At 58.8% G+C, this 25,347-nt stretch carries 20 protein-coding genes; 4 read left to right on the forward strand and 16 right to left on the reverse strand.

Annotated features, from left to right (window positions below; translation table 11 throughout):
• Positions 1–108: 108 nt before the first annotated feature.
• Positions 109–1,335 (reverse strand): lytic murein transglycosylase, encoded by a 1,227-nt coding sequence (locus tag ABFT80_RS24810; protein WP_347974630.1) that lies wholly within the window; start codon positions 1,333–1,335, stop codon positions 109–111.
• A 210-nt stretch (positions 1,336–1,545) separates the two neighbouring features.
• Here ABFT80_RS24810 and galU point away from each other — a divergent pair, with 210 nt between their 5' ends.
• Positions 1,546–2,445, forward strand: coding sequence for a UTP--glucose-1-phosphate uridylyltransferase GalU (gene galU, locus ABFT80_RS24815; protein WP_347974737.1), 900 nt, complete (start codon positions 1,546–1,548; stop codon positions 2,443–2,445).
• 24 nt (positions 2,446–2,469) lie between these two features.
• On the opposite strand, the gene ABFT80_RS24820 is transcribed toward galU, so the two are convergent.
• Positions 2,470–4,119 carry an outer membrane beta-barrel protein gene (locus tag ABFT80_RS24820; RefSeq protein WP_347974631.1) on the reverse strand — a complete coding sequence of 550 codons (1,650 nt, stop codon included), beginning with the start codon at positions 4,117–4,119 and terminating at the stop codon, positions 2,470–2,472.
• A gap of 198 nt (positions 4,120–4,317) precedes the next feature.
• Here ABFT80_RS24820 and ABFT80_RS24825 point away from each other — a divergent pair, with 198 nt between their 5' ends.
• Positions 4,318–5,316 carry a KpsF/GutQ family sugar-phosphate isomerase gene (locus ABFT80_RS24825; RefSeq protein WP_347974632.1) on the forward strand — a complete coding sequence of 333 codons (999 nt, stop codon included), beginning with the start codon at positions 4,318–4,320 and terminating at the stop codon, positions 5,314–5,316.
• Between the two features lie 229 nt (positions 5,317–5,545).
• Here the strand turns inward: ABFT80_RS24825 and ABFT80_RS24830 are convergent, their stop codons facing one another.
• The 12 genes from ABFT80_RS24830 to ABFT80_RS24885 all read right to left on the reverse strand — a co-directional run bounded on the left by ABFT80_RS24830 (position 5,546) and on the right by ABFT80_RS24885 (position 19,730).
• The gene (locus ABFT80_RS24830) at positions 5,546–6,004 is read right to left on the reverse strand and encodes an NfeD family protein (protein WP_347974633.1); all 459 of its coding nucleotides are present in this window, start codon (positions 6,002–6,004) and stop codon (positions 5,546–5,548) included.
• 20 nt (positions 6,005–6,024) lie between these two features.
• Positions 6,025–6,975: an SPFH domain-containing protein gene (locus ABFT80_RS24835; protein WP_347974634.1), complete on the reverse strand. Its 951-nt coding sequence runs from the start codon at positions 6,973–6,975 to the stop codon at positions 6,025–6,027.
• A 101-nt stretch (positions 6,976–7,076) separates the two neighbouring features.
• Complete coding sequence (locus ABFT80_RS24840) at positions 7,077–8,282, reverse strand: NAD(P)/FAD-dependent oxidoreductase (RefSeq protein ID WP_347974635.1); 1,206 nt, start codon at positions 8,280–8,282, stop codon at positions 7,077–7,079.
• Positions 8,283–8,343: 61 nt separating this feature from the next.
• The gene (hemH, locus tag ABFT80_RS24845; RefSeq protein ID WP_347974636.1) at positions 8,344–9,414 is read right to left on the reverse strand and encodes a ferrochelatase; all 1,071 of its coding nucleotides are present in this window, start codon (positions 9,412–9,414) and stop codon (positions 8,344–8,346) included.
• A 131-nt stretch (positions 9,415–9,545) separates the two neighbouring features.
• Complete coding sequence (locus ABFT80_RS24850) at positions 9,546–11,480, reverse strand: 5'-nucleotidase C-terminal domain-containing protein (protein ID WP_347974637.1); 1,935 nt, start codon at positions 11,478–11,480, stop codon at positions 9,546–9,548.
• Positions 11,481–11,585: 105 nt separating this feature from the next.
• Positions 11,586–12,839 (reverse strand): phenylacetate--CoA ligase family protein, encoded by a 1,254-nt coding sequence (locus ABFT80_RS24855; RefSeq protein ID WP_347974638.1) that lies wholly within the window; start codon positions 12,837–12,839, stop codon positions 11,586–11,588.
• 114 nt (positions 12,840–12,953) lie between these two features.
• Positions 12,954–13,340 (reverse strand): hypothetical protein, encoded by a 387-nt coding sequence (locus ABFT80_RS24860; RefSeq protein ID WP_347974639.1) that lies wholly within the window; start codon positions 13,338–13,340, stop codon positions 12,954–12,956.
• Positions 13,341–13,436: 96 nt separating this feature from the next.
• Positions 13,437–14,882 carry a homospermidine synthase gene (locus tag ABFT80_RS24865; RefSeq protein ID WP_347974640.1) on the reverse strand — a complete coding sequence of 482 codons (1,446 nt, stop codon included), beginning with the start codon at positions 14,880–14,882 and terminating at the stop codon, positions 13,437–13,439.
• Positions 14,883–14,966: 84 nt separating this feature from the next.
• A complete protein-coding gene (locus ABFT80_RS24870) occupies positions 14,967–15,842 on the reverse strand; it encodes a heme-dependent oxidative N-demethylase family protein (RefSeq protein WP_347974641.1) in 876 nt (291 codons plus the stop codon).
• A gap of 66 nt (positions 15,843–15,908) precedes the next feature.
• Complete coding sequence (locus tag ABFT80_RS24875; RefSeq protein WP_347974642.1) at positions 15,909–16,568, reverse strand: aminotransferase class IV family protein; 660 nt, start codon at positions 16,566–16,568, stop codon at positions 15,909–15,911.
• Complete coding sequence (locus ABFT80_RS24880) at positions 16,517–17,662, reverse strand: aminodeoxychorismate synthase component I (protein WP_347974643.1); 1,146 nt, start codon at positions 17,660–17,662, stop codon at positions 16,517–16,519. The genes ABFT80_RS24875 and ABFT80_RS24880 overlap by 52 nt, the downstream gene beginning before the upstream one ends.
• A gap of 232 nt (positions 17,663–17,894) precedes the next feature.
• On the reverse strand, positions 17,895–19,730 hold the full coding sequence (locus ABFT80_RS24885) for a M3 family oligoendopeptidase (protein WP_347974644.1): 1,836 nt from the start codon (positions 19,728–19,730) through the stop codon (positions 17,895–17,897).
• 148 nt (positions 19,731–19,878) lie between these two features.
• Here ABFT80_RS24885 and ABFT80_RS24890 point away from each other — a divergent pair, with 148 nt between their 5' ends.
• Complete coding sequence (locus tag ABFT80_RS24890) at positions 19,879–21,375, forward strand: sigma-54-dependent transcriptional regulator (protein WP_347974645.1); 1,497 nt, start codon at positions 19,879–19,881, stop codon at positions 21,373–21,375.
• A gap of 272 nt (positions 21,376–21,647) precedes the next feature.
• Complete coding sequence (locus ABFT80_RS24895; protein WP_347974646.1) at positions 21,648–23,456, forward strand: DUF882 domain-containing protein; 1,809 nt, start codon at positions 21,648–21,650, stop codon at positions 23,454–23,456.
• A gap of 294 nt (positions 23,457–23,750) precedes the next feature.
• Here ABFT80_RS24895 and ABFT80_RS24900 read toward each other — a convergent pair whose 3' ends face one another.
• On the reverse strand, positions 23,751–24,392 hold the full coding sequence (locus ABFT80_RS24900) for a 2-dehydro-3-deoxy-phosphogluconate aldolase (RefSeq protein ID WP_347974647.1): 642 nt from the start codon (positions 24,390–24,392) through the stop codon (positions 23,751–23,753).
• Between the two features lie 67 nt (positions 24,393–24,459).
• Positions 24,460–25,164 carry an N-acetylmuramidase family protein gene (locus ABFT80_RS24905; protein ID WP_347974648.1) on the reverse strand — a complete coding sequence of 235 codons (705 nt, stop codon included), beginning with the start codon at positions 25,162–25,164 and terminating at the stop codon, positions 24,460–24,462.
• Positions 25,165–25,347: the final 183 nt, after the last annotated feature.

Raw genomic sequence — 25,347 nt, forward strand, 5'->3', positions numbered from 1 at the left:
CGCCGTGCGTCCTATTGGACGCACAAAGGACGATCTAACACTTTTAGTGAGCATCGGAATGATCCGAAAACCGGATTCCACTTTTCGGTCCGATGCTCTAGACCGGTGTTAGCGGCCGCGGAGCGATTTCAGCACTTCCATGCTGGGATGTCCGTCCTGCGTCAAGCCGGACCGTGCCTGGAATGCCTTGATCGCATCGCGTGATCCTGCACCGATCAAGCCGTCCAGCTTGCCGTCATAATAGCCGTTTGCAGTGAGATGCTTCTGCAATTCCTGCTTTTCGGCGAAGGAAAGCTTGGTGAATGGACGATTCCAGTCAGCCACCGTCCCGCCATAGCCGGCAATTTCATCAGCCAGAAGGCCGACCGCCAGCGCATAACGATCCGAATTGTTGTAGCGCTTGATGACGAAGAAATTCTTGGTCATCAGGAAGGTCGGACCCGAACGGCCATCCAGCACTTTCAATTCGGCATTGTCATTGCCGCGCGGGAAAGCCTTGCCGTTTGCGCGGCGCAGGCCGATTTCCTGCCACTTGCCGAGGCTTAGCGAACCGCTCGGGAACTTGCGTCCCTGGGGAAGTGCGACTTCGTAGCCCCAGGTCTTGCCTGTCTGCCAGCCATTCTTCTTCAGAAGATTGGCGGCGGTGGCCAGTGCATCGGGAACCGAATTCCAGATGTCGCGCTTGCCATTGCCGTCGGCATCCACGGCATAAGCCTGATAGCTGGTCGGAATGAACTGGGTGTGGCCCATCGCACCCGCCCAGGAGCCGGTGAGGTGGCTTTCATCGATGTCGCCGCTCTGCAGGATTTTCAGTGCGGCAATAAGCTGCGTGCGTGCGAATTTCGCCCGGCGCTGATCGGCATAGGCAAGCGTCGAAAGCGAACGCACGACGTTGCGCATGACGTCCGGGCGTTCGAGAATCGCACCATAATTCGATTCCATCGACCAGATCGCCAGAAGGATATGACGATCCACGCCGAATCGGGCTTCGATCCGGTCGAGCCATGGCTTCCATTTGCGCGCCATTTCGCGGCCAGTCTGAACCGACTGCTCGTGGACGCGATTGTCGAAATATTCCCATACGGGGGCCGTGAATTCCGGCTGATAACGCGCTTTTTCCAACACTTCCGGGTCGATCGACGTCACGCCGCGAAAGGCGCGATCGAACGTAGAGCCGGAAACGCCGCTCTGCGCAGCCGTTGCGCGGAAGTTCGAAACCCAACGTTGAAAGCCCGCATCAGCGGAGGCGCTCACCGTCGAAAAAAGAAGGGCGATCGAGAAACCGGCAATCGTTGCGGCTCCGGCGAGGCCTTTCGCGGTCTTGTGAACGAGCATATTTCCTCCTGTCCATTGCTTGAGAGAAACTCATTCATTGCCGATAGCGGTTAGCAATCAGTTTACCATAGAGATTTTAGGAACCAAATCGCATCGAAATGCGTCTTGGCTACAGATGCAATTGGATAATTGTCTGATATTCTCTTCCGCAAGGGAACTTTCCGGATTTTAACCGGCGTTTTTGTCAAAGAAGCAAAATAATTGGGTATGATGAAAAAAGTTCGCAAGGCAGTATTTCCTGTCGCAGGTCTAGGCACGCGATTTCTTCCCGCCACAAAAGCAGTTCCCAAGGAAATGCTGACTGTTGTCGATAGGCCGGTCATTCAATACGTGGTCGATGAAGCTCGCGAGGCTGGAATAGAACATTTCATCTTCGTGACGGGTCGCAACAAGGCGGTCATCGAAGATCACTTCGATGTGCAGTTCGAACTGAACGCCACGCTTGCCGAGCGAAAAAAAGACGAGCCGCTTGAGCGTCTCAGGCGCATGCAACCTGCACCCGGCGAGACGAGCTTTACCCGCCAGCAGGTGCCGTTGGGCCTTGGTCACGCCGTCTGGTGCGCCCGCGACATCGTCGGCGACGAGCCGTTCGCGCTGCTTTTGCCCGACATGATCATGCAGCCCGACAAGAAATGCCTGAAGGCGATGATCGATCTCTACGACCAGACCGGCCAGAATATCATCGCCGTGCAGGAATGCGATCCGGCGGAAGCGCATAAATACGGCATCGTCGGACGCGGCAAGGACGTGCACAATGGCTTCGAAATCACCGAAATGGTGGAAAAGCCCGCGAAAGGCACGGCGCCGTCAAATCTCTACATCAATGGCCGTTATATCCTACAGCCGGAGATTTTCAGGATTCTCGAAAGTCAGGAACGCGGCGCGGGCAACGAGATTCAATTGACCGATGCGATGCTGAAGCTTGAAAAAGAACAGCCTTTCTACGGCTATCATTATGAAGGCCGTACCTTCGATTGCGGTTCGCCGGAAGGCTTTATCGAGGCAAATGTCGCATTCTCGCTCTGGCGCGCCGACCTGCATGGAAACGTATCGGGCGTCATCGAGAAACTGCTTGCGGAGCTGAAGCCGATAGACGGCTTCAAAGCCTGACGACGAAAATTTGTTTTTGCGCAATCAGCGCTGCAGTTTGACACCGAGGAAAACGCTGTTGGCGTCGTAATCGCGGCCGTCCTGATTGCTGCTCAATTGTTCGTGGCGCACCCTGCCGCTGATACCGGCGTAGCGGTTCAGCCACCATGTTACGCCAGCTTCGGCGCTGAGGGTCAGGTCGTGAATGTCCGTGCCTGAATAATCGCGCCAGACGATGCCAAGAGCTGCATTGCCGGTGAGATTGGCGCGCAATTCGCGCTCCAGCGACAGCCTGCCATCGTAGATGATCGACCCGCTTTCGCCAGCCGTCGTCGTCCCCGAAACTGTTGTCCGGCCATCGAGCCGGACGATCGTGCCGCGCTCCGGCGACCATTGGACGTTGGCATTGACGGATGGGCCGGAAATCGGATCGAGCCGGTCGTCGTCGAAGCTTTCGCGCAGCCAGCCCGCCGAGAATTCGCCGGACAGCTTTTCACCCCGGTCGAATGTCAGACCGGCGCGCGCGCCATAGCGGTTCGACGAGCGTTCATAGCCTGCCGTATCGACCGTCTCATCGTAGAAGCGACGCCCGAATTCGGTTTCCACGAAGGGCGTAAGCGAGGGCGAAATTTCGTAACCGCCGCGCAGGGTGATCGTTGCAAGCGTCGCGTTGCGGTCTTCCTGAGAAACGATGTCGCCATTGGTCAGCTTGGCGTCTTCATAGACATAGCGTTCGACATCGCCGGTGATGCCGAAGCGCGCCTTGCCGACGCCTTTTTCTACTCCGGTGCTCGCCGAGAAGGTGTGGGTCAGCGGTTGCGATTCGATGCCTGCGATCGCATCCGGCGAGGATGCCGATTCCGGGCGCACCGAATAGCCCAGTTCGCCAAAGCCAGTCAGCTCGTTGCCGATTTCCAGATCGAGCCGCGCGTCGATGCCGCCTTCGGTTTGCTTGAGTTCCTCGCCCGATACGGATTTGCGGAATATGCCGTAGCCGTCGAGCCTTGCCGAATGGCGGCTCCAGTCTGACACGGCATTCAGGCGCAGTGTCGTCTCCGAAAGTATGGCGGACGACCCGCTGCTGCTGAGGCTCGCATTCGATGTTGCAGTCATGCCCTGCTCGATGGAGGGCCGCAGAATGAAACTGCCTGCGCGAATGCCGACCGCCTCGAAAGGGTTCGGATCGGGCTGTCTGGGAAGACCCTCGATCGCGCTGGCCCGTTCGGCGCCGGGATCGAGCGGCAGGCGGTCCTCCGCGCCTACAGGCTGTGTTCTGATGGTCGCGGTCGGCGTATCGTCCAATTCCTCGCCGGTTGCCGTGCGCCTTACTGGCTCGCTCGCCGGGTTCGAACGCGCACGCGCCGTGGATGGCCGTCTTTCGAGCGGCGGTTCAGCGGCCTGCTCGTCCGTTTCAGTTCCGGGAGGCAACTCATAAAATCCGCCAGTTGGCGCGGCGCTGTCTGCCGGAACGGCGCCGGGGCTTGAAGGCTGATAGTTGGGCGAGGGGATCGAAGCTTCTGCCGGTGCCGGCGTTGCGCCGGTCGTGATCGGGTCGGTCGTGACTTGTTCGGCCAAAAGCGCGTCAGTAACGTCGGCTTCCTCGACTGCGCCGCGCAGTTCTTCGACCTGTTGTGCGGCGGCAGGCAGCGCATGGACAAGCGCTGCAAGGCTTGCCGTTATCAGCAAGGCTCGCATCGCGCCGTTCCATCGGCGGTCGGTGGTATGGGGGCGAACCCTCGGCATTGTTACCTGACTGCTCTTCAAGCGCACCGCGCCAATCTTTACCGAACCGTAAATCCGGATGGTTAATGGAGGGTTGAGACAGTGCCGCCAGACCTTGCAAATGCGCGATATTATTGGACAGCGGCGTGCCAAAGCGCTAATCGCATCGAAATGCATGCAGGATCTTTGAAAATTAAGCCGAACGCTGACGAATCAGTGAAGTCCGCGCTCAGAACCGTCACCACGGAACATGCCGGCGTGGCCGCATTGGCAGCCGCGCTCGAAACGACGCTTGCCGAGCCTTTCGCCAAAGCCGTCGAGGCGCTTTCGCAAATTTCAGGCCGGGTCATCGTTACCGGTGTCGGCAAAAGCGGCCATATCGGCTCGAAGCTGGCAGCGACGTTTGCCTCAACCGGAACGCCCGCCTTCTTCGTTCATCCGGCCGAGGCCAATCATGGCGATCTCGGCATGATCGCGAAAGACGATGCGATCCTCGCGCTTTCATGGTCTGGCGAGACGGCGGAACTCAAGGGTATCGTTGCCTATTCGCGGCGTTTCGCCATTCCGCTGATCGCGTTGACCGCTGGAGACAATTCGGCGCTGGGGCGTGCGGCAGATGTCGTGCTGACCTTGCCGCGCGCGCCGGAAGCCTGTCCGCATGGGCTGGCGCCGACCACCTCGACGTTGCTGCAACTTGTGCTGGGGGACGCGCTTGCTATCGCGCTTCTCGAGGCGCGCGGCTTTACGCCCGATCATTTCAAGACGTTCCACCCCGGCGGGCAGCTTGGTGCACATCTGACCAAGGTGCGCGAAATCATGCATCAGGGCGAAGATATTCCGGTCGTGCCGCTCGGCACGAAGATGCCACAGGCAGTCGGCATTCTGGCAAAGAAGCGCTTTGGCTGCGTCTGCGTGGTCGATGGAGAGGGCAAGCTTGCCGGTATCTTCACCGACGGCGACCTTGCGCGCAATCTGCACCTCGATATGTCGCAGACGCCGGTGGACGAGCTGATGAGCGTGAAGCCGAAGACCGTTTCACCCGACACATTGGCCGGTGTGGCGATGGCGATCCTCGACGATCACCACATCAGCGCGCTGGTTGTCGTGGAAAACGGCTATCCGATCGGCGTGGTTCACTTCCACGATCTGTTGCGTCTGGGTGCAGCTTAGAGTCCTTCATTTTTAAATAGAAGCGGCTGGCGGGACAGCGCCCCCCTCTGTCCTGCCGGACATCTCCCCCACGGATGGGGAGATTACCCTTTCATTAAAGCGCAGTACCAATTGCTGACGTTGCAGAACGAAGGCGGATAGTGGTGTCAGCCAATCTCCCCACCTGTGGGGGAGATGTCCGGCAGGACAGAGGGGGGCGCCTCGCGATTCCGTCAAAAAAGGAACTGCTCTAAACAGCTTCGACAATCAGCCCATAACTATCGGTCGAAACCACTTTGACGCGCGCACCGACCGGAAGGTCGGGGCCGGAAACGCGCCATGTCGTATCGTCCATGCGGATGCGTCCGCGTCCCTCGGTGATCGGTTCGGCCAGCGTGGCCGTTCGCCCCACAAGCTGTTCGGAGCGTTGGTTGAGCAGGGGCTGATCGCTCTGATCGCCCCTTTTGCTCATGATTTTCTTGCCGAGAATTGCCGTCACCAGCGAAAGCGCCAGGAACACCAGCACCTGCACCTGCCACGGCCAGAAAGACGCCTCCCAGGCGAGGATCGAAATGCCGCCCACGATCAGGGCGGCAATGCCGATCCATAGAAGAAACACGCCAGGCGCCAATATTTCGAGCGCAAGTAGCACGAACCCCAGAACGATCCAGTTCCAGGGGCCGAGTTCGAAAAAGAGGCTTTCAATCATGGCGGTCTCTTTAATGAAAATCAGGCTTTGTCAGTGCCGACGCGCGGCGGACGAGCCGGTGCGCGCTGGCCTGCAGGAGCGCTGCCGTTGCCAAAGACTTCCTTGGCGATTGCGCCAATGCCGCCCAGCGAACCGATAAGCGACGATGCTTCCATCGGCATAAGCACGATCTTGCTGTTTGGCGCGGAGCCTATCTTGGCCATGGCTTCGGTGTACTTCTGCGCGACGAAGTAGTTGATCGCCTGCACGTCGCCCTTGGCGATTGCCTCGGAAACGACCTGCGTTGCACGCGCTTCCGCCTCTGCCGAACGCTCGCGCGCCTCGGCGTCGCGGAACGCTGCTTCCTTGCGGCCTTCGGCTTCCAGAACCTGTGCCTGCTTCAGACCCTCGGCCTCGAGAATTTGCGCGCGCTTGTTACGTTCCGCCATCATCTGGCGGCCCATCGATTCTACCAGATTGGCCGGCGGGTTGATGTCCTTGATTTCGACGCGGGTCATCTTGATGCCCCACGGATTGGCGGCATCGTCGACGATGTGGAGCAACCGGTCGTTGATCGTGTCGCGGTTCGAGAGAAGCTCGTCGAGGTCCATCGAACCCATGACCGAACGGATATTCGTCATGGTCAGGTTGAGGATGGCGTTTTGCAGTCCGGCAACCTGATAGGCGGCCTGCGGAGCGTTCAGCACCTGATAGAAGGCAACGCCATCGACGGCGACGATAGCGTTGTCGCGGGTAATGACTTCCTGCGTCGGCACGTCCAGCACCTGTTCCATCATGTTCATTCGCGCGCCGATGCGGTCGATGAACGGGACGATGATGTTGAGGCCGGGCGACAGCGTCTTCGTGTATCGGCCAAAGCGTTCGACCGTATAATTGTAGCCTTGAGGAACGGTCTTGATACCCGTGAAGAGCAGCAGAAGAACAAGGATCACAAGGATCGGGATGATAATGTCGAAACCGGTGAACGGCATTCGGCGCCTCCTCAAGAAATTTCACTGTGGGACATTCACGCGAATGCCGTAATGGATTTTTACTTACGGCTGTTTCGGCGCGGTGACAATGAAGCTTGGCGCTATAGTGCAAAAAGATCCGCATCGCTGTCGTCTTTCCCGCTCAGGGCTGTCGCGATGATCTCGGAAGCGATCTGGGAATAGGTTATTCCGTTGCCGCCATATCCCATGACGGCGAAGATGCGCGGCTTGCGCGGAACCCTGCCGATATAGGGCAGGCCGGTCGTCGTCGTGCCGAATGATCCGGCCCAAGAAAATTCCGGTTTCGTATCGAGTTTTGGGAAAAGCTTGCCGAGTTTTTTCGCTATGCGGTCGGATTTTTCGGGAATGAGCATGTCGCGCCTGGTTTCGTCGGTGAATTCCTCGTCCTCACCGCCGCAGATTACCCGCCCGTCATGCGTCGTGCGCATGTAGAGATACGGGTCGGAGGCTTCCCAGATGAAGGCTTCCTGCGGCCACAGTGCGGATTTCTGCGGCTTGGTCGCGATTGCCCAGGTCGAGATGACCTGATGCTTTGCGGATGGCAGGAATTCTGCCAGTTCGTAGCCGGTTGCAAGCACGACATGACCGGCAGTGATCGTCTGGCCTCCCGCCGTGGACACGATCACATTGTCCTTGCCTGGTGCGAACTCCAGCGCTTCGACTGGCGCATAAAATCGGACCTTTCGCGCGGCGGCCTTGAGCAGGAGCCCGGCGGTCAGCTTGCGCGGATCGAGCGAGAGATTATCGCTGCTGACGATCGCGCCCTTGCGCTTGATGCCATAGCGCTCTTCGAGCTGTTGACGGGTCAAATAGGCGGCATGGATACCTGCACGGCTTCTGGCGTCGGCCTCTTCGCGCAATGCGTCCGGTCCAAGCTCGTCGCCAGCGATATAAAGCGATTGGCGGTGCTCGAGATTGCAGGAAATGCCGAGCTCCTCGATGCGGTCGCGCAGATTGAACACGGCAAGGCGCGAACGCCGCCAAGCCTGCTCGGCTTTTGCTCTGCCGATCTTGGCGGTCAGCGTCGAAAGCGGCTGGTCGATCTCGAATTGCACGAGGGCGGTGGTGGCCGGTGTCGAACCCTTCATCGGGCCGCGCCTGTCGATGCAGACGACGGAATGCCCGCGTGCCGACAGCGCTTCCGCGACCATTGCACCGGAAATGCCCATGCCGACGATCAAAACATCGGTTTTGATGTCCCGCGAGAGATGTTCGGTCGGGATCTTGGGAGCATTATAGGCAAACCAGACTGGCCTGCCGGTGCGAAGATCGAGTTTTCTGGTCAAACGATGCTGCCCCCTTGGGACAGGCTAACGTTTGGTTTGCATGGCAGTTCCTGCGCTTGGCTTAAACCCAGCCGGAAAGCTCGCGGCGTGTTATCGCCTCGATCACTTCCATGCCCTCAGCGCTGTCGTTCAGGCAGGGAATGTGCGCGAAATTCTGGCCGCCCGCATGTTCGAAAATCTCGCGTGCCTCCTGCGCGATTTCCTCAAGCGTCTCGATACAGTCGGATGAAAAACCGGGATTGATGACGGCTATCGACTTCACACCTTCCTTGGCGAGTTTTTCGACGGTCTTGTCCGTGTAGGGCTGCAGCCACTCCTGCGCGCCAAATCGCGACTGGAAACAGGTGATAAGCTTCTTGTCGCTCCAGCCAAGCCGTTCGCTCAGTAGGCGCGTCGTCTTCTGGCAATGGCAATGATAGGGATCGCCCCTCATGAAATAGGGCTTCGGTATGCCGTGATACGAAGCGATCACAACTTCCGGCTCGAAATCCAGCGTCGCTAGATGATTTTCGATGGAGCGCGCCAGCGCCTCGATATAGACCGGCTCGTCGTAATAGGCGGGAACGCTTCGAACTGTCGGCATGTCGCGCATCTTCATCAGCGCGCGAAAAAGCTGGTCGTTGGCAGTCGCCGTCGTCGTTGCCGAATATTGCGGATAGAGCGGAAACATCACGATGCGTTTGCAGCCCTGATCGGTGAGCTGCTTCACAGCTTGTTCGGTCGATGGCGTGCCATAGCGCATGCCCCAATCGACCACGACATTCGGAATGTCTTTCAGCGCTTCGGCGAGCTTTTCGCTCTGCGCGCGGGTGTAGGTGCGCAATGGCGATTCATCGCGCTCCGTATTCCAGATCTTGCGGTAGTTTGCGCCGGATTTCTGCGGCCGTGTGGTCAGCACAAGCCCATAGAGGATCGGATACCAGATCGCTCTGGAAAGTTCGATAACGCGCTTGTCGGAAAGGAATTCGCGCAAATAGCGCCACATCGAGCGGTAATCCGTGCCATCCGGCGTGCCGAGATTGACCAGCAGAACACCGACCTTCGGCGGCATGACCGGCGGGTGGCCGCTCGGCAACGGGCCGATGGCTTTGGCTTTCGCTGTTTCGTCTTCGCTGATGGTCGGAAAATTCATTGTGCGTTGTACTCCGGCGCGCAAGCGGGAAACTAGTCAAGAAATGCCGGAATTCAATGCAGCTTCTGGCCGCAGGCAAAACGGCCTGCCCGATATGCTCGGGCAGGCCGTTTTTTGAGTTCTGCCGCTGATCAGTTGGCGGCGGGAATGTTCAGGCTTGCGCCCACCGGCAAATGTCTTGCGCGGTATTCAGGATTTGCGTCGGCTATACGACGCCATTTGGTCGCGTCGCCGTAAAGCGTTTCTGCCAGATCCCAATAATTATCGCCCGACACGATCGTATGCGCGCCGGGATTGCTCTGACTTGCAGGCGCGGCCTCACCAGCCGGTGCAGCAGCAGTGTCGGTACCTTCAATCGCGGGTGCCTGATTGGCGATGTCGCTGGAGCCTGCGGGCAAGTCCGGCGTTGACGGCTCTGCCGCTGTCGGAGTTTCACCAGAAGCGGGAGCTTGCGTCGAGGCGGATGCCTCGATGATGCGGCCATCGATCTTCGGCGTGTAAGGACGGTTTGCGGCAAGATAATCCGCCACGACCTGTTCGAGACCCGGACCGTAATCATAGGCGTTCTGCGCATTGTCCTTGAAGAATGTGTAGTCGTCGCCGCCCTGACGCGTGAAGTTGTTCGTTGCGATTGTGTAGATCTTTTCGGGCTCTATCGGCTTCCATCCGCCATCATTCACCTCGACATTGCTGACGCGGCCTTCATTCGGCTTGACCGACTTGTCGAGATTGAATTTCAGCCCCGCAACCTGCGGGAACTTGCCCTTGCCTTCCTCGATTTCGCTGACTGCGGCTTCCAGCGTCGAAACGATGTCCTTGCCGGGAAGCTGGAAGGTAGCGAGCGTGTTTTGGAACGGAAGCACCGTCAGCACTTCGCCCATCGTCACCACGCCCTCATCGATGGAAGCGCGAATGCCGCCGCCATTCTGGAAGGCGATCGTCACACCCTGATCCTTGGTGCGGTCGAGGATTGCGTCGGCAATCATGTTGCCCATCGTGCATTCCTGTGCGCGGCAGGTTTCGCGGCTGCCATCGAGCGGCGCGGTCGTTTCGGAGACTTCCTTCGTCTTCAATTCCTCGATTGGTGCTCCGAGTTCCTTGACGCGCGCGAGAACTGCCTCATCGGGTTTGATCTTGCTGTCGAGATAGAGCGGGTCGCCGCTTGCTTCCTTGACCACGCCATTGTCGTCAAAGACGACCTTGAACTCGCCGAGATATTTCGAATAGGACGCGGCCTGCGTCACAGGCACCTTGTAGCCGTCCGGGTTGTCGATCATCGTGGGATACGGGCCTTCGGCCTTGGCGTCGGTGTTGGACAGCAGCGAATGCGAGTGTCCGCCGACAACGACATCGACGCCAGGAATCTTGGCGATCAGTTCCTTGTCGCGCGGATAGCCGACATGGGTCAGCGCAATGATCTTGTTCACGCCTTCAGCCTTCAGCTTTTCGACCTCGGCGGTGATCGTTTTTACGTCGTCCTCGATGGTAATGTTGGGGCCGGGAGAGGCGATTTCGGGTGTGTCGGTCGTTACCGCGCCGACGATGCCGATCTTCTCGCCGCCCACTTCCAATACGATGGATGGCTTTATGCGGTCGCCCACCTTGGAGGCGGCACTTGCCTGCACATTGGCGCTCAGAACCGGAAATTTGATGACGTCGAGAAACGGTACTAGGGCGTCCTCGCCATCGTCGAATTCATGATTGCCGACAGTCATCGCGTCGAACTTCATCAAATTCAGGAATTCGGCTTCTACCGCGCCCTTGTAGGTCGTGTAGAAAAGCGAGCCTTGAAAATTGTCGCCGCCATTGAGCAACAGCACGTTTTCGCCCTCAAGAGCGCTGCGCCGCTCGGCAATCGCAGTCACCAGCCGCGCTGCGCCGCCGATGCATTCGTCCTTGCCTTCTTCCTCGGCCGAACAGGTCGATTCATATTTGTTGTTGGATTCGATGCGGCTGTGCCAATCGTTTATATGCAGGATGTTCAGCGTATAGTCGGCAAAGGATGCGCCGGTCGAAAGCGTGAGCACGGATGCCGAAAGCGCGGCAAGGGCGGAAATTCTCTTCATCGACGGTCTCCTCGACACTTTTCGTGAAATCTATCGTCTGTTTATGACGTGTTCCCGACAGGCATGTTTTCATCCCGGTTTTTGCGATGCAAGCAGAAACCGCTTCTATCCGCGCTCATAGTCGCGTTCGTCGGAAATGACCTTGCCGTCATTGGGCAGTGCGCCGGGGGTGACGGCGTGAACCTTGCCGCCAAGCTTGGTGATTTCGCGCAACGAAGCCTCGATTGCAGACAGCGACCCGCCTGAATCTTGGGCCTCGACATGCAGCGCCATGGCATCGGCCTCTCCGTCCCGCGTTACGACAAGCCGGGCGCGGGTAATTTCGGGATGCCGCGTAACGATTTCCGCGATTTGTTTGGGATCGACGAACATGCCCTTGATTTTGGTGCGCTGGTCGGCGCGTCCCATCCATCCGGCTATGCGCGTGTTCGTGCGGCCGCAAGGCGAGGGGCCGTCGAGCACTTTCGACAGATCGCCGGTGCCCAGCCGCACCATTGGATAGACAGGATTGAAGTTCGTCACGACAACTTCGCCGACTTCGCCATCTGCTACCGGATCGTTGGTTCCGGGGCGTACAATTTCGAGAATGAGGTCTTCGTTGAGGACCATGCCGGGGTTCGGCGTTCCGTCTGCTGTCGCACTTTCATAGGCGATCACGCCGAATTCCGCGGTGGCATAACATTGCAGGACGTTGATGCCGCGCTCGCGATATTCGGTGCGCAGCGAGGGAAACAACGCCCCGCCGGAAACCAGCCCAAGCCGTATGCTGGAAACGTCTTTGCCCTGCTCCGCTGCGCGGTCGAGGATGATCTTGAGAAAGTCGGGCGTGCCGCAATAAGCGCCGGGTTTCAGGCCTTCTATGGCTTCCACATGCATGTCCGTGTTGCCGGTGCCTGCCGGAAAGACCACGCAGCCAAGCGCCCGTGCACCTTCGTCCATGATGAAGCCGCCCGGCGTCATGTGATAGGAAAATGCATTGTGGACGATGTCGCCGGGCCGTATCCCGGCAGCGTGAAAAGCGCGGGCGGAAGACCATGCGTCGATACCGACGCCCTGCGGCTCCCACAACGGGCCGGGGGATAGAAACGCCCTGCCGCCATTTATCATTGTGGGGTCGGCAAGCCCCCCGAATGGCGGGGTTTGCGCCTGCAATTCCATCAATTCGCTTTTGCGCAGGACAGGCAGGGCAGCGAGTGCTTTCCGGCTGTTGAAGCCCTGTGGATCGTGTCCTTGCAAACGGTTCGCGAAAGCCGGGATGCGCATTTTGGCAGAGCTGAGAAATTCAGGGAGCTTTGCAAACAATGCCTGTTCGCGTTCGGCCGGATCGCGGATTTCCGCCGGATCGAAATGCGCGGTCATAGTCCCTCCCTCGATACGTCTCAGGAGTTATCGCAACCGGAACCGCGCGATGCAAGCAAACAAGGGCGCGGATTTCTCCACGCCCTTGGCTATAGTTCTAACAGTAGCGCTAGATCAGGCGCGACGGGTCAGCACGAATTGCTGGCCGTTCGAGCTCGTGCAGTTGAGCTGCGTTGGTGCTACCTGCGCGCAGTTCACATTGGTCGTGGTCTGCCGGATCAACGACTTCACCGTGATGCTGACATTACGTGCGTCGCTCATCTGGTAGCTGCCATCAGCCAGCTTGTTGCCGGTGTCGAGAGCAACCGTTTCGAACGCGCCGCCTGAAAAGCGCGAAACGGCAACGCCGTCCGTGCTCAGCCATTCGCCTTCCACGCCTCGCTGTGCCGATGCGGCCGGTCCGCCCATAGGACCGCCCGCCGGACCCGATGCGACGCATCCAGCAAGCGCGGCTGCGGCAATCACAACGCCAGCCGGAAAAATTTTGCGTGCAAAACTCATGGTCTATAATCCTTTCCTCAGCCCGCCGAGACCCAATTTGCGCGATTTACTCGCGAAAGCAAGGCCTTGCGGGCAGAGGCGACGTCTCGTTTGGCGTTACCGAACGAGAATGTTGCGAAATTGCCAGGGGTCCTTGGTGTCGATGTCTTCATCGAACAGGCCCGGCCTTCCGTCCAGCGGCGTCCAATCCGTGTAGTAGCCGTTCACCGGTCCGAGATAGGGCAGTTGCACTTCCAGGCAACGGCGGTAGTCCATCTCGTCGGCCTCTACGATGCCGGCTTCCGGATTTTCCAGCGCCCAGACCATGCCGGCCAGCACGGCAGATGTAACCTGCATGCCGGTTGCGTTCTGGTAAGGAGCAAGCTTGCGCGCTTCTTCAAGCGACAATTGCGAGCCATACCAATAGGCATTCTTTTCGTGGCCGTAGAGCAGGACGCCCAGCTCATCGACACCGTCGACCAGCTCATGCTCGTCCAGAACGTGCTGCACCGGCTGCGCCTTGCCTGCCGCGCCAAACATTTCGCTCAGCGAAAGCAGCGCGTCATTGCTCGGATGGTAGGCGTAATGGCAGGTCGGGCGGTAGCTCAGCTTGCCCTTCTTGTCGAGCACGGTGAAGAAATCCGAAATCGACACGGATTCATTATGCGTGACGAGAAAGCCATATTGCGGGCCGGGCGTCGGGCACCATGAGCGGACGCGCGTATTTCCGCCCGGCTGCTCCAGATAAATCGCTGCCTTGGAGCCCTTTTTCTGCTTCTTGGCGTTTTTCGGCTTCCAGTTTTCGTGGGTTCCCCAGCCGAGTTCGGCAGGCTGCAAGCCTTCGGAAATGAAGCCTTCGACCGACCATGTGTTCCAGAAGGTGTTGAAGGGCTTTGGCGTCTTGGCGCGCTGCGTATCGCGCTCTGCGATATGAATGCCCTTCACGCCGACCTTCTTCATCAGCTTGGCCCAGCCTTCGCGATCGGAAGTCGCCGGTTCCTCATAGTCAAGCTTCATGTCGTCGGCGAGGTTGACCAGCGCCTGCTTGACGAACCACGAAACCATGCCGGGGTTCGCGCCGCAGGTGGAAACGGCAGTCGGCCCGCCCGGATGCTTGCGTTTTTCAGCCAGAAGCGTCTCGCGCAGCGCATAATTGGTGCGGTCGGCATTGCTCATGGAATCATCGAAATAGAAGCCGAGCCAAGGCTCGATCACCGTGTCGATATAGAGCGCGCCGAGCTTGCGGCACAGATGCATGAGCTCAACGGAGGACGTATCGACAGAAAGATTCACGCAGAAACCCTGTCCGCCGCCCTTGGTCAGCAGAGGCGTCAGCAGTTCCTTGTAGTTTTCCTTGGTAACGGCTTCCTGCACGAAGGAAATGCCGCGTTCGTCGAGAAGTTTGCGATCCGTGTCGCGCGGGTCGATGACTGTCATGCGCGACTTGTCGAATTTGAAATGGCGCTCAATGAGTGGCAGTGTACCGCGACCGATCGATCCGAACCCGATGATGACGATGGGTCCGGTAATCTCGCCGTGAACCGGCCATTTTGTTTTCACCATTTTTTTGCAAACTCCGTTGCTGTTGAAGATAGGGCGTAGAAACCACAGTTCCTTGTTACAATAAAGCGGAACCGGGGATTGAGGTTAGCGCGCCATGTTTTTGAGCGCGCTTACAAGCGCATCGCGGTCGGCCGTCAGGCCCTTGTAATCGAGTTGCGCCGTGTCGAGCATTTCGAGTTGTTCGGCAAAGGAATAGGCGAGGCGTTCCTTTGCAGGATCACGTCTCAGAACCTCCAGCGGATCGATATAGATGCGGATCGTGAAGAGGATGTCGCCGGATCTGGCGAGCTTGCGCAATGTCTGCCGCTCGACCCTCATGAATGCATTGGCGGCGAGTTCGCCATCCGGAAAACGGGTCGGGCGTTGCGTCGCGCGGTCGATGCGCTGGGTGGAATGAAGCGGGTGATAAAGGTCAGGATTTGCCTGTATCGACCAGTTGAAGCGCTGGACAGGCTGTTCGACCTGAAGATTGTCGAACATGCGCTCGATAAGCTGCGCCATTCGCGTGCCGGGACCGAAGGCCGGAACGGGCTGGTGAATGTCCTGCAACGGCTTTCCGAATTTTTCCTGAAGCACCCAGGATGAGGGAAAACACAGCGACCCGGCGGCAAGCCTCCAGCCATTTTCGCTTTTGCGCATGAGGATCAAATCTTCCTGCACGAGCAGCGACGCTTCGACGAGCGGGGCAGACGGCAAGCCGTTTCGTTCGATGCGGCGAAAATGGTTGGCATGATGCGAAAGCAAGTGTTCGTTCAGCAGGTCGAGCACTTCCTGCTGTGCATCGACCGTATCGTTTTCCGCAACGAAGACTTTTTCGGGAATTTCCGCGTAGAGCCGCTCTTTTTCGGCGCGGTAGGCGTCGAAATGGTCGTCCATCTCGATCCAGTTCGAAATGTCGAGCGGTCTTAGTCCGATCGCAAAAGGTTTGCTGGAACCGTCATAGGGCGTATGGGCAGGCATTCTTTCTCAGGCACTCTCATTGCCTGTTTGATAGCCCTTGCCGCTGGCTTGTGCAATGAAGCCCGCTTATGCCAGCCTTGCCCTGATCAATCCGCGCAGCGAATTGCCTATGTAGATTTGCGTTGCGCTGGCGAGATCGTCTGGCCGCAATTCGGTTTCGAACGCATGTCCGGTTTCGATCAACTCGCCACGCAGCACGCCTGCGAGAAGCCCGGCTTCGAGAGGAGGGGTTTTCAAAATGCCGTCGCCCATATCGAGGAAAAGGCTGGTGATCGTGCCTTCGCAAAGCTCGCCGTCTTCATTCAAGAGAAGGACTTCGTGCGCCTCTTCCGTGCTGAATTCTGCACGCGCTTGGTCGTAGGCTTCGCGCTTCGTCGTCTTGTGGCGCAGCAGCGGATCGTTTGAGGCGAGCCGGGTCTGCGCGATCTTTATGTTCCAGACGGTATCGGGTGGGGTAGGCGTGAAGCTTTGTGACGTTAATTGAAATTTGCCGTCCTGTTCCGCCTGAATTCTAACACGCAACGGGCTATTTTCAGAAGAAATCGCGTTCAGCGCGTTCGAAATTGCGTTTTCATCGAGCGAAAATCCCAAAACTTTCGCCGAATTGCGCAGTCTTGCCAGGTGCCGCTCCAGCCGCACGAAGCCTTTGCCGGGATAAAAGCCAAGCGTTTCGATCAGCGCGAAGCCGGCACTGTCCCGGTCGCGAAGCGCGCTTTCAGAAGGCATTCCTCATACTCCGCTTCTGCCGTGGAATCGAAGACGACCCCGCCGCCGACATTGTAAATCGCCTCGCCATTTTCATGCAGCGTAATGGTTCGGATAGCCACATTGAAACGCATCGTGCCGTTCGGCGCGATCCAGCCGATGGAACCGCAATAGGCGTCGCGCGGCGTTCCTTCGAGATCGCGCAGGATTTCCATGGCGCGGATTTTCGGTGCGCCGGTGATCGAGCCGCAAGGGAAAAGGGCCGCGAAAATCTCTGCGATGGAAAGACCCGGCAGCAATTTGGCGCGAACCCGGCTGACCATCGTATGCAGGGTCGGGTAGGTCTCGATCCTGAAAAGTTCGGGTACATCGAGCGTGCCGACCTCGCTGATGCGTGAAATGTCGTTGCGCAGAAGGTCGACGATCATGCGATTTTCCGCCTGATTTTTCGGGTCGTTCTGCAGAAAATCTTTCAGTTTCTTGTCTTCTTCGGGCGTTTTTCCGCGCGAAACCGTTCCTTTCATCGGGTGTGTTTCGATGAAACCGTCGATACTCACGTCGAAAAACAGCTCCGGCGAGCGTGAAAGGATGACCGGCCCGCCAAGATCAACCAGCGCGCCATAGCGCACCGGCTGGCGCGCGGTCAGCGCATCGAAGGCGCCAAGCGGGGTGCCGGACCATTGCGCATGGATCGGAAAGGTGAGGTTGCCCTGATAGCAATCGCCCTCGCGCAAATGCCGGTGAAGCCGTGCGAAGCGGGTCGCATATTGCTCCTGCGTCCAAGTCGCTTTGGCATCGAAGATTGGTCCGTTGGTCGGGGCCTGTTCGATCTGCGGTGCGATTTCATCGGATGGCTGGTCGAAAACGCCAAGACACAGCAGCGGAACGCGGCGGTTTTCGGGGAGGATGGGGCGGAGCTTCGGTTCGAGCAGATAGCCTGCTTCGTAGGAGAAATAGCCTGCGAGCCATTTGCCTGCTTTGCGGGCGGATTCGGCTTTTGCGAGTGCGGTGAAGAAGGTTTCGGGTGTGTCGGCGGATATGATCTCGCGCGGTTTCTCGAACAGGACGGATTGCCCTGCGAGATCGTCGCGGAAGAGGATTGAGGGGTGTTTCAAGGGAGCGGTCGGTGCGAGGACGCACCCCCCTCTGGCTTGCCAGCCATCTCCCCCTCAAGGGGGGAGATCAGCAGCTTTGCCCAAGTAAATTGACCTGTCACGTTGGAGATTGACGAAGGCATAACTGACAGCGTGATCTCCCCCCTTGAGGGGGAGATGGCTGGCAAGCCAGAGGGGGGTGTTGCGAAGGGCACGGCTCTGAAAAGTCCCGCGATATGAACAGCGCGGAAACTCAGTCCAGCGCTTCCAGCTCGTCTATCAAACCACTCACTACCGAAAGGCCCTTGTTCCAAAAGGCCGGATCGGAGGCATCCAGCCCGAAAGGCTTCAGCAGTTCCGAATGGTGCTTCGTGCCACCGGCGCGCAGCATGTCGAAATACTTCTCCTGAAAGCCCTTTTCTGCGTTCTGGTAGACCGCGTAGAGCGAGTTCACCAAGCAGTCGCCGAAGGCGTAGGCGTAGACGTAAAAGGGCGAATGGATGAAGTGCGGAATGTAGGTCCAGAACGTCTCGTAGCCGTCGCGCATCTTGATTGCGGGGCCAAGGCTTTCGGCCTGAACTTCCAGCCAGAATTCGCCCAGCCTGTCCGACGTCAGTTCGCCATTCTTGCGCTCGGTGTGAACCTTGCGTTCGAATTCGTAAAAGGCGATCTGGCGCACGACCGTATTGATCATGTCCTCGACCTTCTGGGCAAGCATCGCCTTGCGTTCCTGCCGGTCCTTCGTCTTTTCCAGAAGTGAGCGGAAGGTCAGCATTTCGCCGAAGACGGAGGCTGTTTCGGCAAGCGTCAGCGGGGTGGACGCCATGAGTGCACCCTGGCCGCCTGCCAGAACCTGATGCACGCCATGGCCAAGCTCGTGCGCCAGCGTCATCACATCGCGCGGCTTGCCCATATAATTGAGCAGAACGTAAGGATGCGCCGACGGAACGGTTGGATGCGCAAAGGCACCCGGAGCCTTGCCGGGACGCACCGGCGCGTCGATCCACTTCTTGTCGAAAAAGGTGCGTGCAATATCGGCCATCTCCGGCGAGAAGCCGTGATATGCCGAAAGAACCGTATTTTTCGCCTCGTCCCATCCGATTATCGCCTGCGGTGTATGCGGCAGCGGCGCGTTGCGATCCCAATGGTTCATGGTTTCCATACCGAGCCACCGCGCCTTCATCGCATAATAGCGGTGCGACAGGCGAGGATAGGCATCGCGAACGGCGGATGCCAGCGCATCCACGACTTCGCGCTCGACGCGATTGGCCAGATGGCGCGAATCCGCAATGTCCTGGAAACCGCGCCAGCGGTCGGAAATTTCCTTGTCCTTGGCGAGTGTATTGGTGATGAGCGTGAAGCTGCGCAGATTTTCGCGGAAGGTCTTGGCCAGCGCCTCGGACGATTTGCGGCGCACTTCGCCATCGGCATCCTGCAATCCGTTCAGGGCCGGTTCCAGCGTCAGTTCTTTGCCGTCGATTTCGAAGCGCAGATCCGTCATCGTCTCGTCGAACAGGCGGTTCCAGGCGCCACGACCGGTTATCGATTTTTCGTGGAAAAGCTGTTCCACCCGGTCTTCGAGCTGGTAGGGCCGGTCTTTGCGAAGGTCGATAACCCACGGGCGGTAGTGGCCGAATGTCTTGTCGGCATCGAGCGCCGAAAGGATATGCGCTTCCTCAACGAGATTGAGTTCGAGCGCGAAAAACAGGAGATGCGCACTGGCATCGGTCATTTTCTGCTGCACGTCGCCATAAAGCTTGGCACGTTTCGGATCGGATGTGTCGCCTGCGTAGACCAGCCCGGCAAAGGAAACGATCCGGCCCAGCAGCTCTTCCAGCTTCTCATATTCGACCAGCGCTTCGCCGAGCTTGCCTTCCGTGCCGCGCTGCGCTTCGGCTGCGAGCGTGCCCTTCCAGCGCTTCTCGAAAGCAACGGAATCGTCCTGTGCTTGTTTCAGGTCGCGCTCAAGTTCGGGCGAATCAATCCCGGAGTAGAGATCGCCGAGATTCCATTCGGGAAGGCCAGCCAGCGCGTCGGCTCCATGCCCCGAGTGCTTTGCAGCAACGCTGGCCCAAGATTTCATGCGCATTCGGATACCTTCCAGACTGAGACAAGGCCAACTAGACGCCGCCCTTAAAGATTTCGTTCACCGGCTTTTTTGAAGGCTTATTTAGAACCCTGTGCCAGTATGATCCAGAGTACAACGTAACTTCTGGATGCAATTCGACAAATCTTTCATGGCAGCAACGATACTCATAGTCGATGACGACCCCGTTCAACGCCGTCTTGTGGAGGCTGCGGTAACGCGTTTCGGCTATTCAGCCGTCACCGCCGATGGCGGCACTGCGGCATTGCGCGCATTCGATGGCCCGGACGGGGGAACCCTTCAGGCGGTCCTGCTCGATCTCGCAATGCCTGATCTCGACGGCATCGGGGTCTTGAAAGCGATGCGTGAGCGGGGCATTTCAGTTCCCGTCATCGTGCAGACCGCGCAGGGCGGCATCGAAACCGTTGTCACCGCAATGCGCCACGGCGCGTTTGATTTCCTCGTAAAACCGGCCTCGCCGGATCGCATTCAAGCAGCGATCGCGGCCGCGCTGAAAGTCGAGGCTTTCGAGGGGCAGGCGCGGCAGACTGCAAAGCGAGCGGGCAACAAGTCGCTTTCCTTCACCGATCTGATCACCGCAAGTCCGGCGATGGAGCGCGTTATCGCGCTTGGACGCAAGGCGGCTGGCTCGAACATTCCCATCCTGCTCGAGGGCGAATCCGGTGTCGGCAAGGAAGTCGTTGCGCGCGCCATTCAGGCTGCGGGAACGCGAAGTGCCAAGCCTTTCGTCACCGTCAATTGTGGCGCGATCCCGGCCTCGCTGGTCGAAAGCATCCTGTTCGGTCACGAAAAAGGCTCGTTTACCGGCGCGTCGGAAAAGCATGCCGGCAAGTTCGTCGAGGCCGACAAGGGCACGCTGTTTCTGGACGAGGTTGGCGACCTACCACTCGAAGCGCAGGTCAAGCTGCTGAGAGCCGTTCAGGAAGGCGAGGTCGATCCGGTCGGCGGGCGTTCCACGGTGAAGGTCGACATCAGGCTGATTTCGGCGACGCACAGAAATCTGGCTGATGCTGTCGAGCAAGGAAAGTTTCGCGAAGACCTGCTTTATCGTCTCAATGTCTTCCCGATTGTCGTTCCGCCGCTTCGCGAGCGCCGTGAGGATATTCCGCTGCTCGTGCGCCATTTCATGAAGCAGGCGGTCGAAACGGGCGGGCAGGGAGCTACGAAATCCATCTCCGGCGAGGCGCTTGCGCTTTTGCAGCGTTACGATTGGCCGGGCAATATCAGGCAGTTACAGAACGCGATCTTCCGTGCGTGCGTGCTTTCCGATGGCGATTTGCTGACGCAAGAAGAATTTCCGCATATCCGGGCGCAGGTCGAAGGGCCGGTCAGCCTGAGCGTGGAAGCCGACGACGACGCAGTTCTGCCGAAGATCGATGTAAAAAAGTCCGTCGAAGCTTCCGAACCATTGGCCGGATCGGCCAATTTCGGTCTGGTTCGGGTGACTGACCAGCGCGGAGAAGTGCGAAAACTGGCCGATATCGAGCTTGAGGCGATCCGTCTCGCCATCGAAAGATACAACGGCCATATGAGCGAAGTCGCGCGAAGGCTGGGCATCGGCCGGTCCACGCTTTACAGGAAACTCAAGGAATACGGGATCGATCCAGAGGCGCGCAACGACGGCTGATTGTCCCTATGACGCGGTAAACTTCTCGTTTACCATGACTGGCGCGACGAGATTTTCGCCTGTATATCGCCACGGTGTCACCGTATTTGGACTTCAATAAGCTGTGATTAACCATTAGGATCGATAGTCGGACGCGAATCTCCTTCGCATCCGGTTTCAAATCCGGGGACAAACGGCAGCCTGTAAGGCCTTTTGATTTGATTACAATCGAACGACACACGGACGCGCGCAGCCTCGATAAATTTGCCTGGCCCAAATGGCTGGCAGGGTTGATGGTTGCGTTTAGCTTCATGGCTATGATGCCAACAGCGGCGAGCGCGGAAACGCGAACGCTGAAGCTTTATTTCATTCACACAAAGGAACGCGCGGAGATCACCTTCAAGCGCAATGGTCGCTACGACCAGGCGGGCTTGAGGAAGGTCAACCAGTTCCTGCGCGACTGGCGTCGCAACGAGCCGACCAAGATGGACCCGCGTCTGCTGGATCTCGTCTGGGAGGCCTATCAGGAAGTCGGCGCTCGCGACTATATCAATGTCGTCTCGGCCTACCGTTCGCCCGCGACCAATTCCATGCTGCGCAGCCGCAGCAAGGGCGTTGCCAACAAAAGCCAGCACATGCTCGGCAAGGCGATGGATTTCTATATTCCGGGCGTGAAACTCAGCGCTCTGCGCGCGGCGGGCCTCAAGATGCAGGGCGGTGGCGTCGGCTACTACCCGACCTCCGGTTCGCCCTTCGTTCACTTCGACGTCGGCAATGTTCGCCATTGGCCAAAGATGAGCCGCCGCGAACTCGTGGCACTGTTCCCGAACGGCCAGACGCTTCACGTGCCGAGCGACGGCAAGCCTTTGCCCGGCTATGAGCAGGCGATGGCTTCCTACAAATCCCGTCGCAACAATGGCGGCGCAGGCATTGCGCTGGCCAGCGCATCGAGCGGCGGGTCCAAGCGTTCGGGTGGTCTTCTTGCAGCCTTCTTCGGCGGCGGCGCCGACGAGGAAGAGGATAACAACGATAGCGCAAGCACACGTGTAGCAGCAGCGCCTGCTCCAAGGCCACGTACGGCAACGCGTCAGCAGCCTGCTCCTGCCGCAGCCGAAGCTCCGCGCCCATCGATTCAGGTCGTTTCGCCGGAAGAGGCGCAGCGCGCCAATATTCCTGGCTATTCGGACGAACAGGACCAGACGCCGGAGACGATCATCGCGGCATTGCCAGCACGTAGTGTGCCGGTGCCGGGTATGGCGCCTCGTCCGCAGGCTCCAGTCGCCGCAGAAGTACCTGTGGCACAGACGCCGGATGTCGTTCCTTTCGGCCAGGCTTCGGCACCATTGCCGGAACAGCCTGTCGGTCAGGAAGACGCGCAGGTAGCACTCAACGTACCGCTACCGACCCGTCGCCCGGACTACACGCCGCCTGCCGAGTTGAAGACAACGGCTGAAGAAGAAGCACTGCTTCTGGCTCTCGCCAGCCCGGAAAAGCCGGATACGAGACCTGCCATTCCGATGCCGATTGCGCGTCCGGAAACCGCTCAGGCAGCATTGGCGCCAAAGGCGCCGACGCCGTCGGCTGCCCCGGTCGAGCCCAAGCAGGATCAGTTTGCGGTCGCGGCCTTGCCGTCGCAGCAGGAACCGATGGGCGTCTCTGCGCCGGTTGCAGACAAGGCTGATGCCGCTGCAATCGAAGCCGAGATCAAGGCTGGTAATGCACGGGTTGCGGCTCTCACCAGCCGTGCAGCGCCCGAGCAAGTCGCGTCGATCGGTAACGACATCGATCCGGCTGCCGCCAGCACGGGCGTCAAGACGACCCGCAAATCGGCTAAGCCGAGCGCGCAGGACAGCCAGCCCGACCGCAAGACGGTTGTGGTTGCCGCAGAGCCCAAGGCTGCCCGCTGGGCGCTTGGCAGCGGCGAGAAGGTTGCGACTGTTTCCGATGGAACGACCGCTCCGTCCTTCGCCTACAACCTCGTTCGCACGGCTCCGCGCGAAGTTTACACGGCAGGCTTCCAGCAGACCAACGGCCAGCAGACCGGCCGCTTCTCTGGCAAGGCTGTAGAGTTCCTCTCGGTGGCGCGCTTCGCAACCAACTGAGCTGATTGATGATAAAAAAAAGCCCGCGCCGGATGACCGGCGCGGGCTTTTTGTTGTTCGGTGCTTAGAGCGGTTCCGGTTTCAACGTCAGCGTGAGACACCCCCCTCTGCCCTGCCGGGCATCTCCCCCTCAAGGGTGGAGATTGGCTGACTTAACCATCCGCTTTCATTCTGCAACTTTAGCGATTGGTACCGCGCTTTAATGGCAGGCTAATCTCCACCCTTGAGGGGGAGATGCCCGGCAGGGCAGAGGGGGGTGATGTCCCGCAAGCGTTTCTGTTTTGAAGTTCTCGCTCAAACGCGCTTCAGTTTTGAAGCCTCACGGGCGAGCGCTTCGATTGCATCCCAATCCTTCGCGGCAACCAGATCATCGGGCGCCACCCAGGAACCGCCAACGCATACAACATTGGGAAGGCTCAGATAATCATTGGCGTTCTTTGCCGATACGCCGCCGGTCGGGCAGAATTTCATGCCGGCGAGCGGCGATGCGAGTGCTTTGAGGAACGAAGCGCCGCCGGCCTGTTCGGCGGGAAAGAACTTTACGAAATCAATGCCGGCCTGACGCGCGGCCATGATCTCGCCGGGCGTGATCGTGCCGGGCAGAAGCGGCACATCGCTATCTGCGGCAGCCGCCACCAGTTCACGGGTCAGGCCGGGGCTGACGATGAATTTCGATCCGGCTTTTGCCGCATCCTCGAACTGCTTGGGATCGAGGATGGTGCCGGAGCCGACAATCGCATCTTCGACTTCCGCTGCCACGCGACGAATGGATTCGAGTGCGGTCGGCGTGCGCAGCGTGATCTCGATTGCACGAAGGCCTCCCTTCGCGAGCGCGCGCGCCAGAGGCACGGCATCTTCGACATTCGCGATTTTCAGAACCGGAATGACCGGCTGGCCATCGAGAAGGGAAAGGAGGCGTTCGGTCTTGCTGGACATGATTTTGGGTCGCTCGTTACTCGTTTTCAAACGATTTAACAAAGCGGGCGCGCCAAGTCCATGCGTGTCAGTGCCGCGCCAGTCTTCGCGTCAGCCAATTCAGGAACGGAGGAAGAAGTCCGCTCGCTGCATGGGGTTGAGGGATGAGAGCCAGCTTTTCCGGCGTTCTGGCGGGCATTGAGGCGAGCAATTCGGTGTGGCGGCGATACGCCGTTGCCAGCTTGAGATGATACGAAAAGCGACGGTATCCCGGTCCATTATAGCCTCTGGCAAAGGCGTCCCAATCTTTCGCAGCGAGCACCGGTTTCAAGCCAGCTTTGTCGATATAGCGCGTCATGAGGCGGATTTGTCCGCCGACGCTGGTCCGTGCCTCGGCCACCAGCGCGTCGACATTCGAATAGCCCAGCCAGGACCAATGGCTGCCCATCACTTGCCCTATGCCCCATGAAACGCTTTCGAGCGCGGCTTTCCTGTCGATTTCAGATGCGCGAGACAACAGTCGCCAGCGTGCCGCTTGTGTTTTCGGGTTGGCGATTTCGCCTGCCTTGGGCGATGAAAGGCCAAGCGCACGCGCTTTGTCGCGTTTCTCCGGTGAAAGCCTTCTGTCGAAGTAATGCCCTTCGAAGCGGATGAGAGGTTCGGGCCTGCCATTTATGGTCGCGAAGGCCTTGCCGCCGCTTTCGACCTCGGCCACCGCCAGCAAGGCGGCGGGTTCAATGCCTAGGTCTTTGGCGACTTCTGCGATTTCCTGAATTGTCTGGCGCGTGAACATGATTTTTCTCTCCTGTCTGTGGGACAAGTCTCGGCGCTTCTGCGGAGAGGTGAATAAAATCAGGGGCGCTTTTTCGAAGGGCTGCTTGCTTGCATTCCCAAGTTATTGATCGTCAATGATAATTTCTGCGCCTTGAATCCAATGCAATGAGCAGATACGTCAGGCCGCAAAATATCTATTCAC

Origin of the sequence: Foliimonas ilicis, assembly GCF_039939195.1 — a bacterium.
GTDB classification, from domain to species: Bacteria; Pseudomonadota; Alphaproteobacteria; order Rhizobiales; family Rhizobiaceae; genus Foliimonas; species Foliimonas ilicis.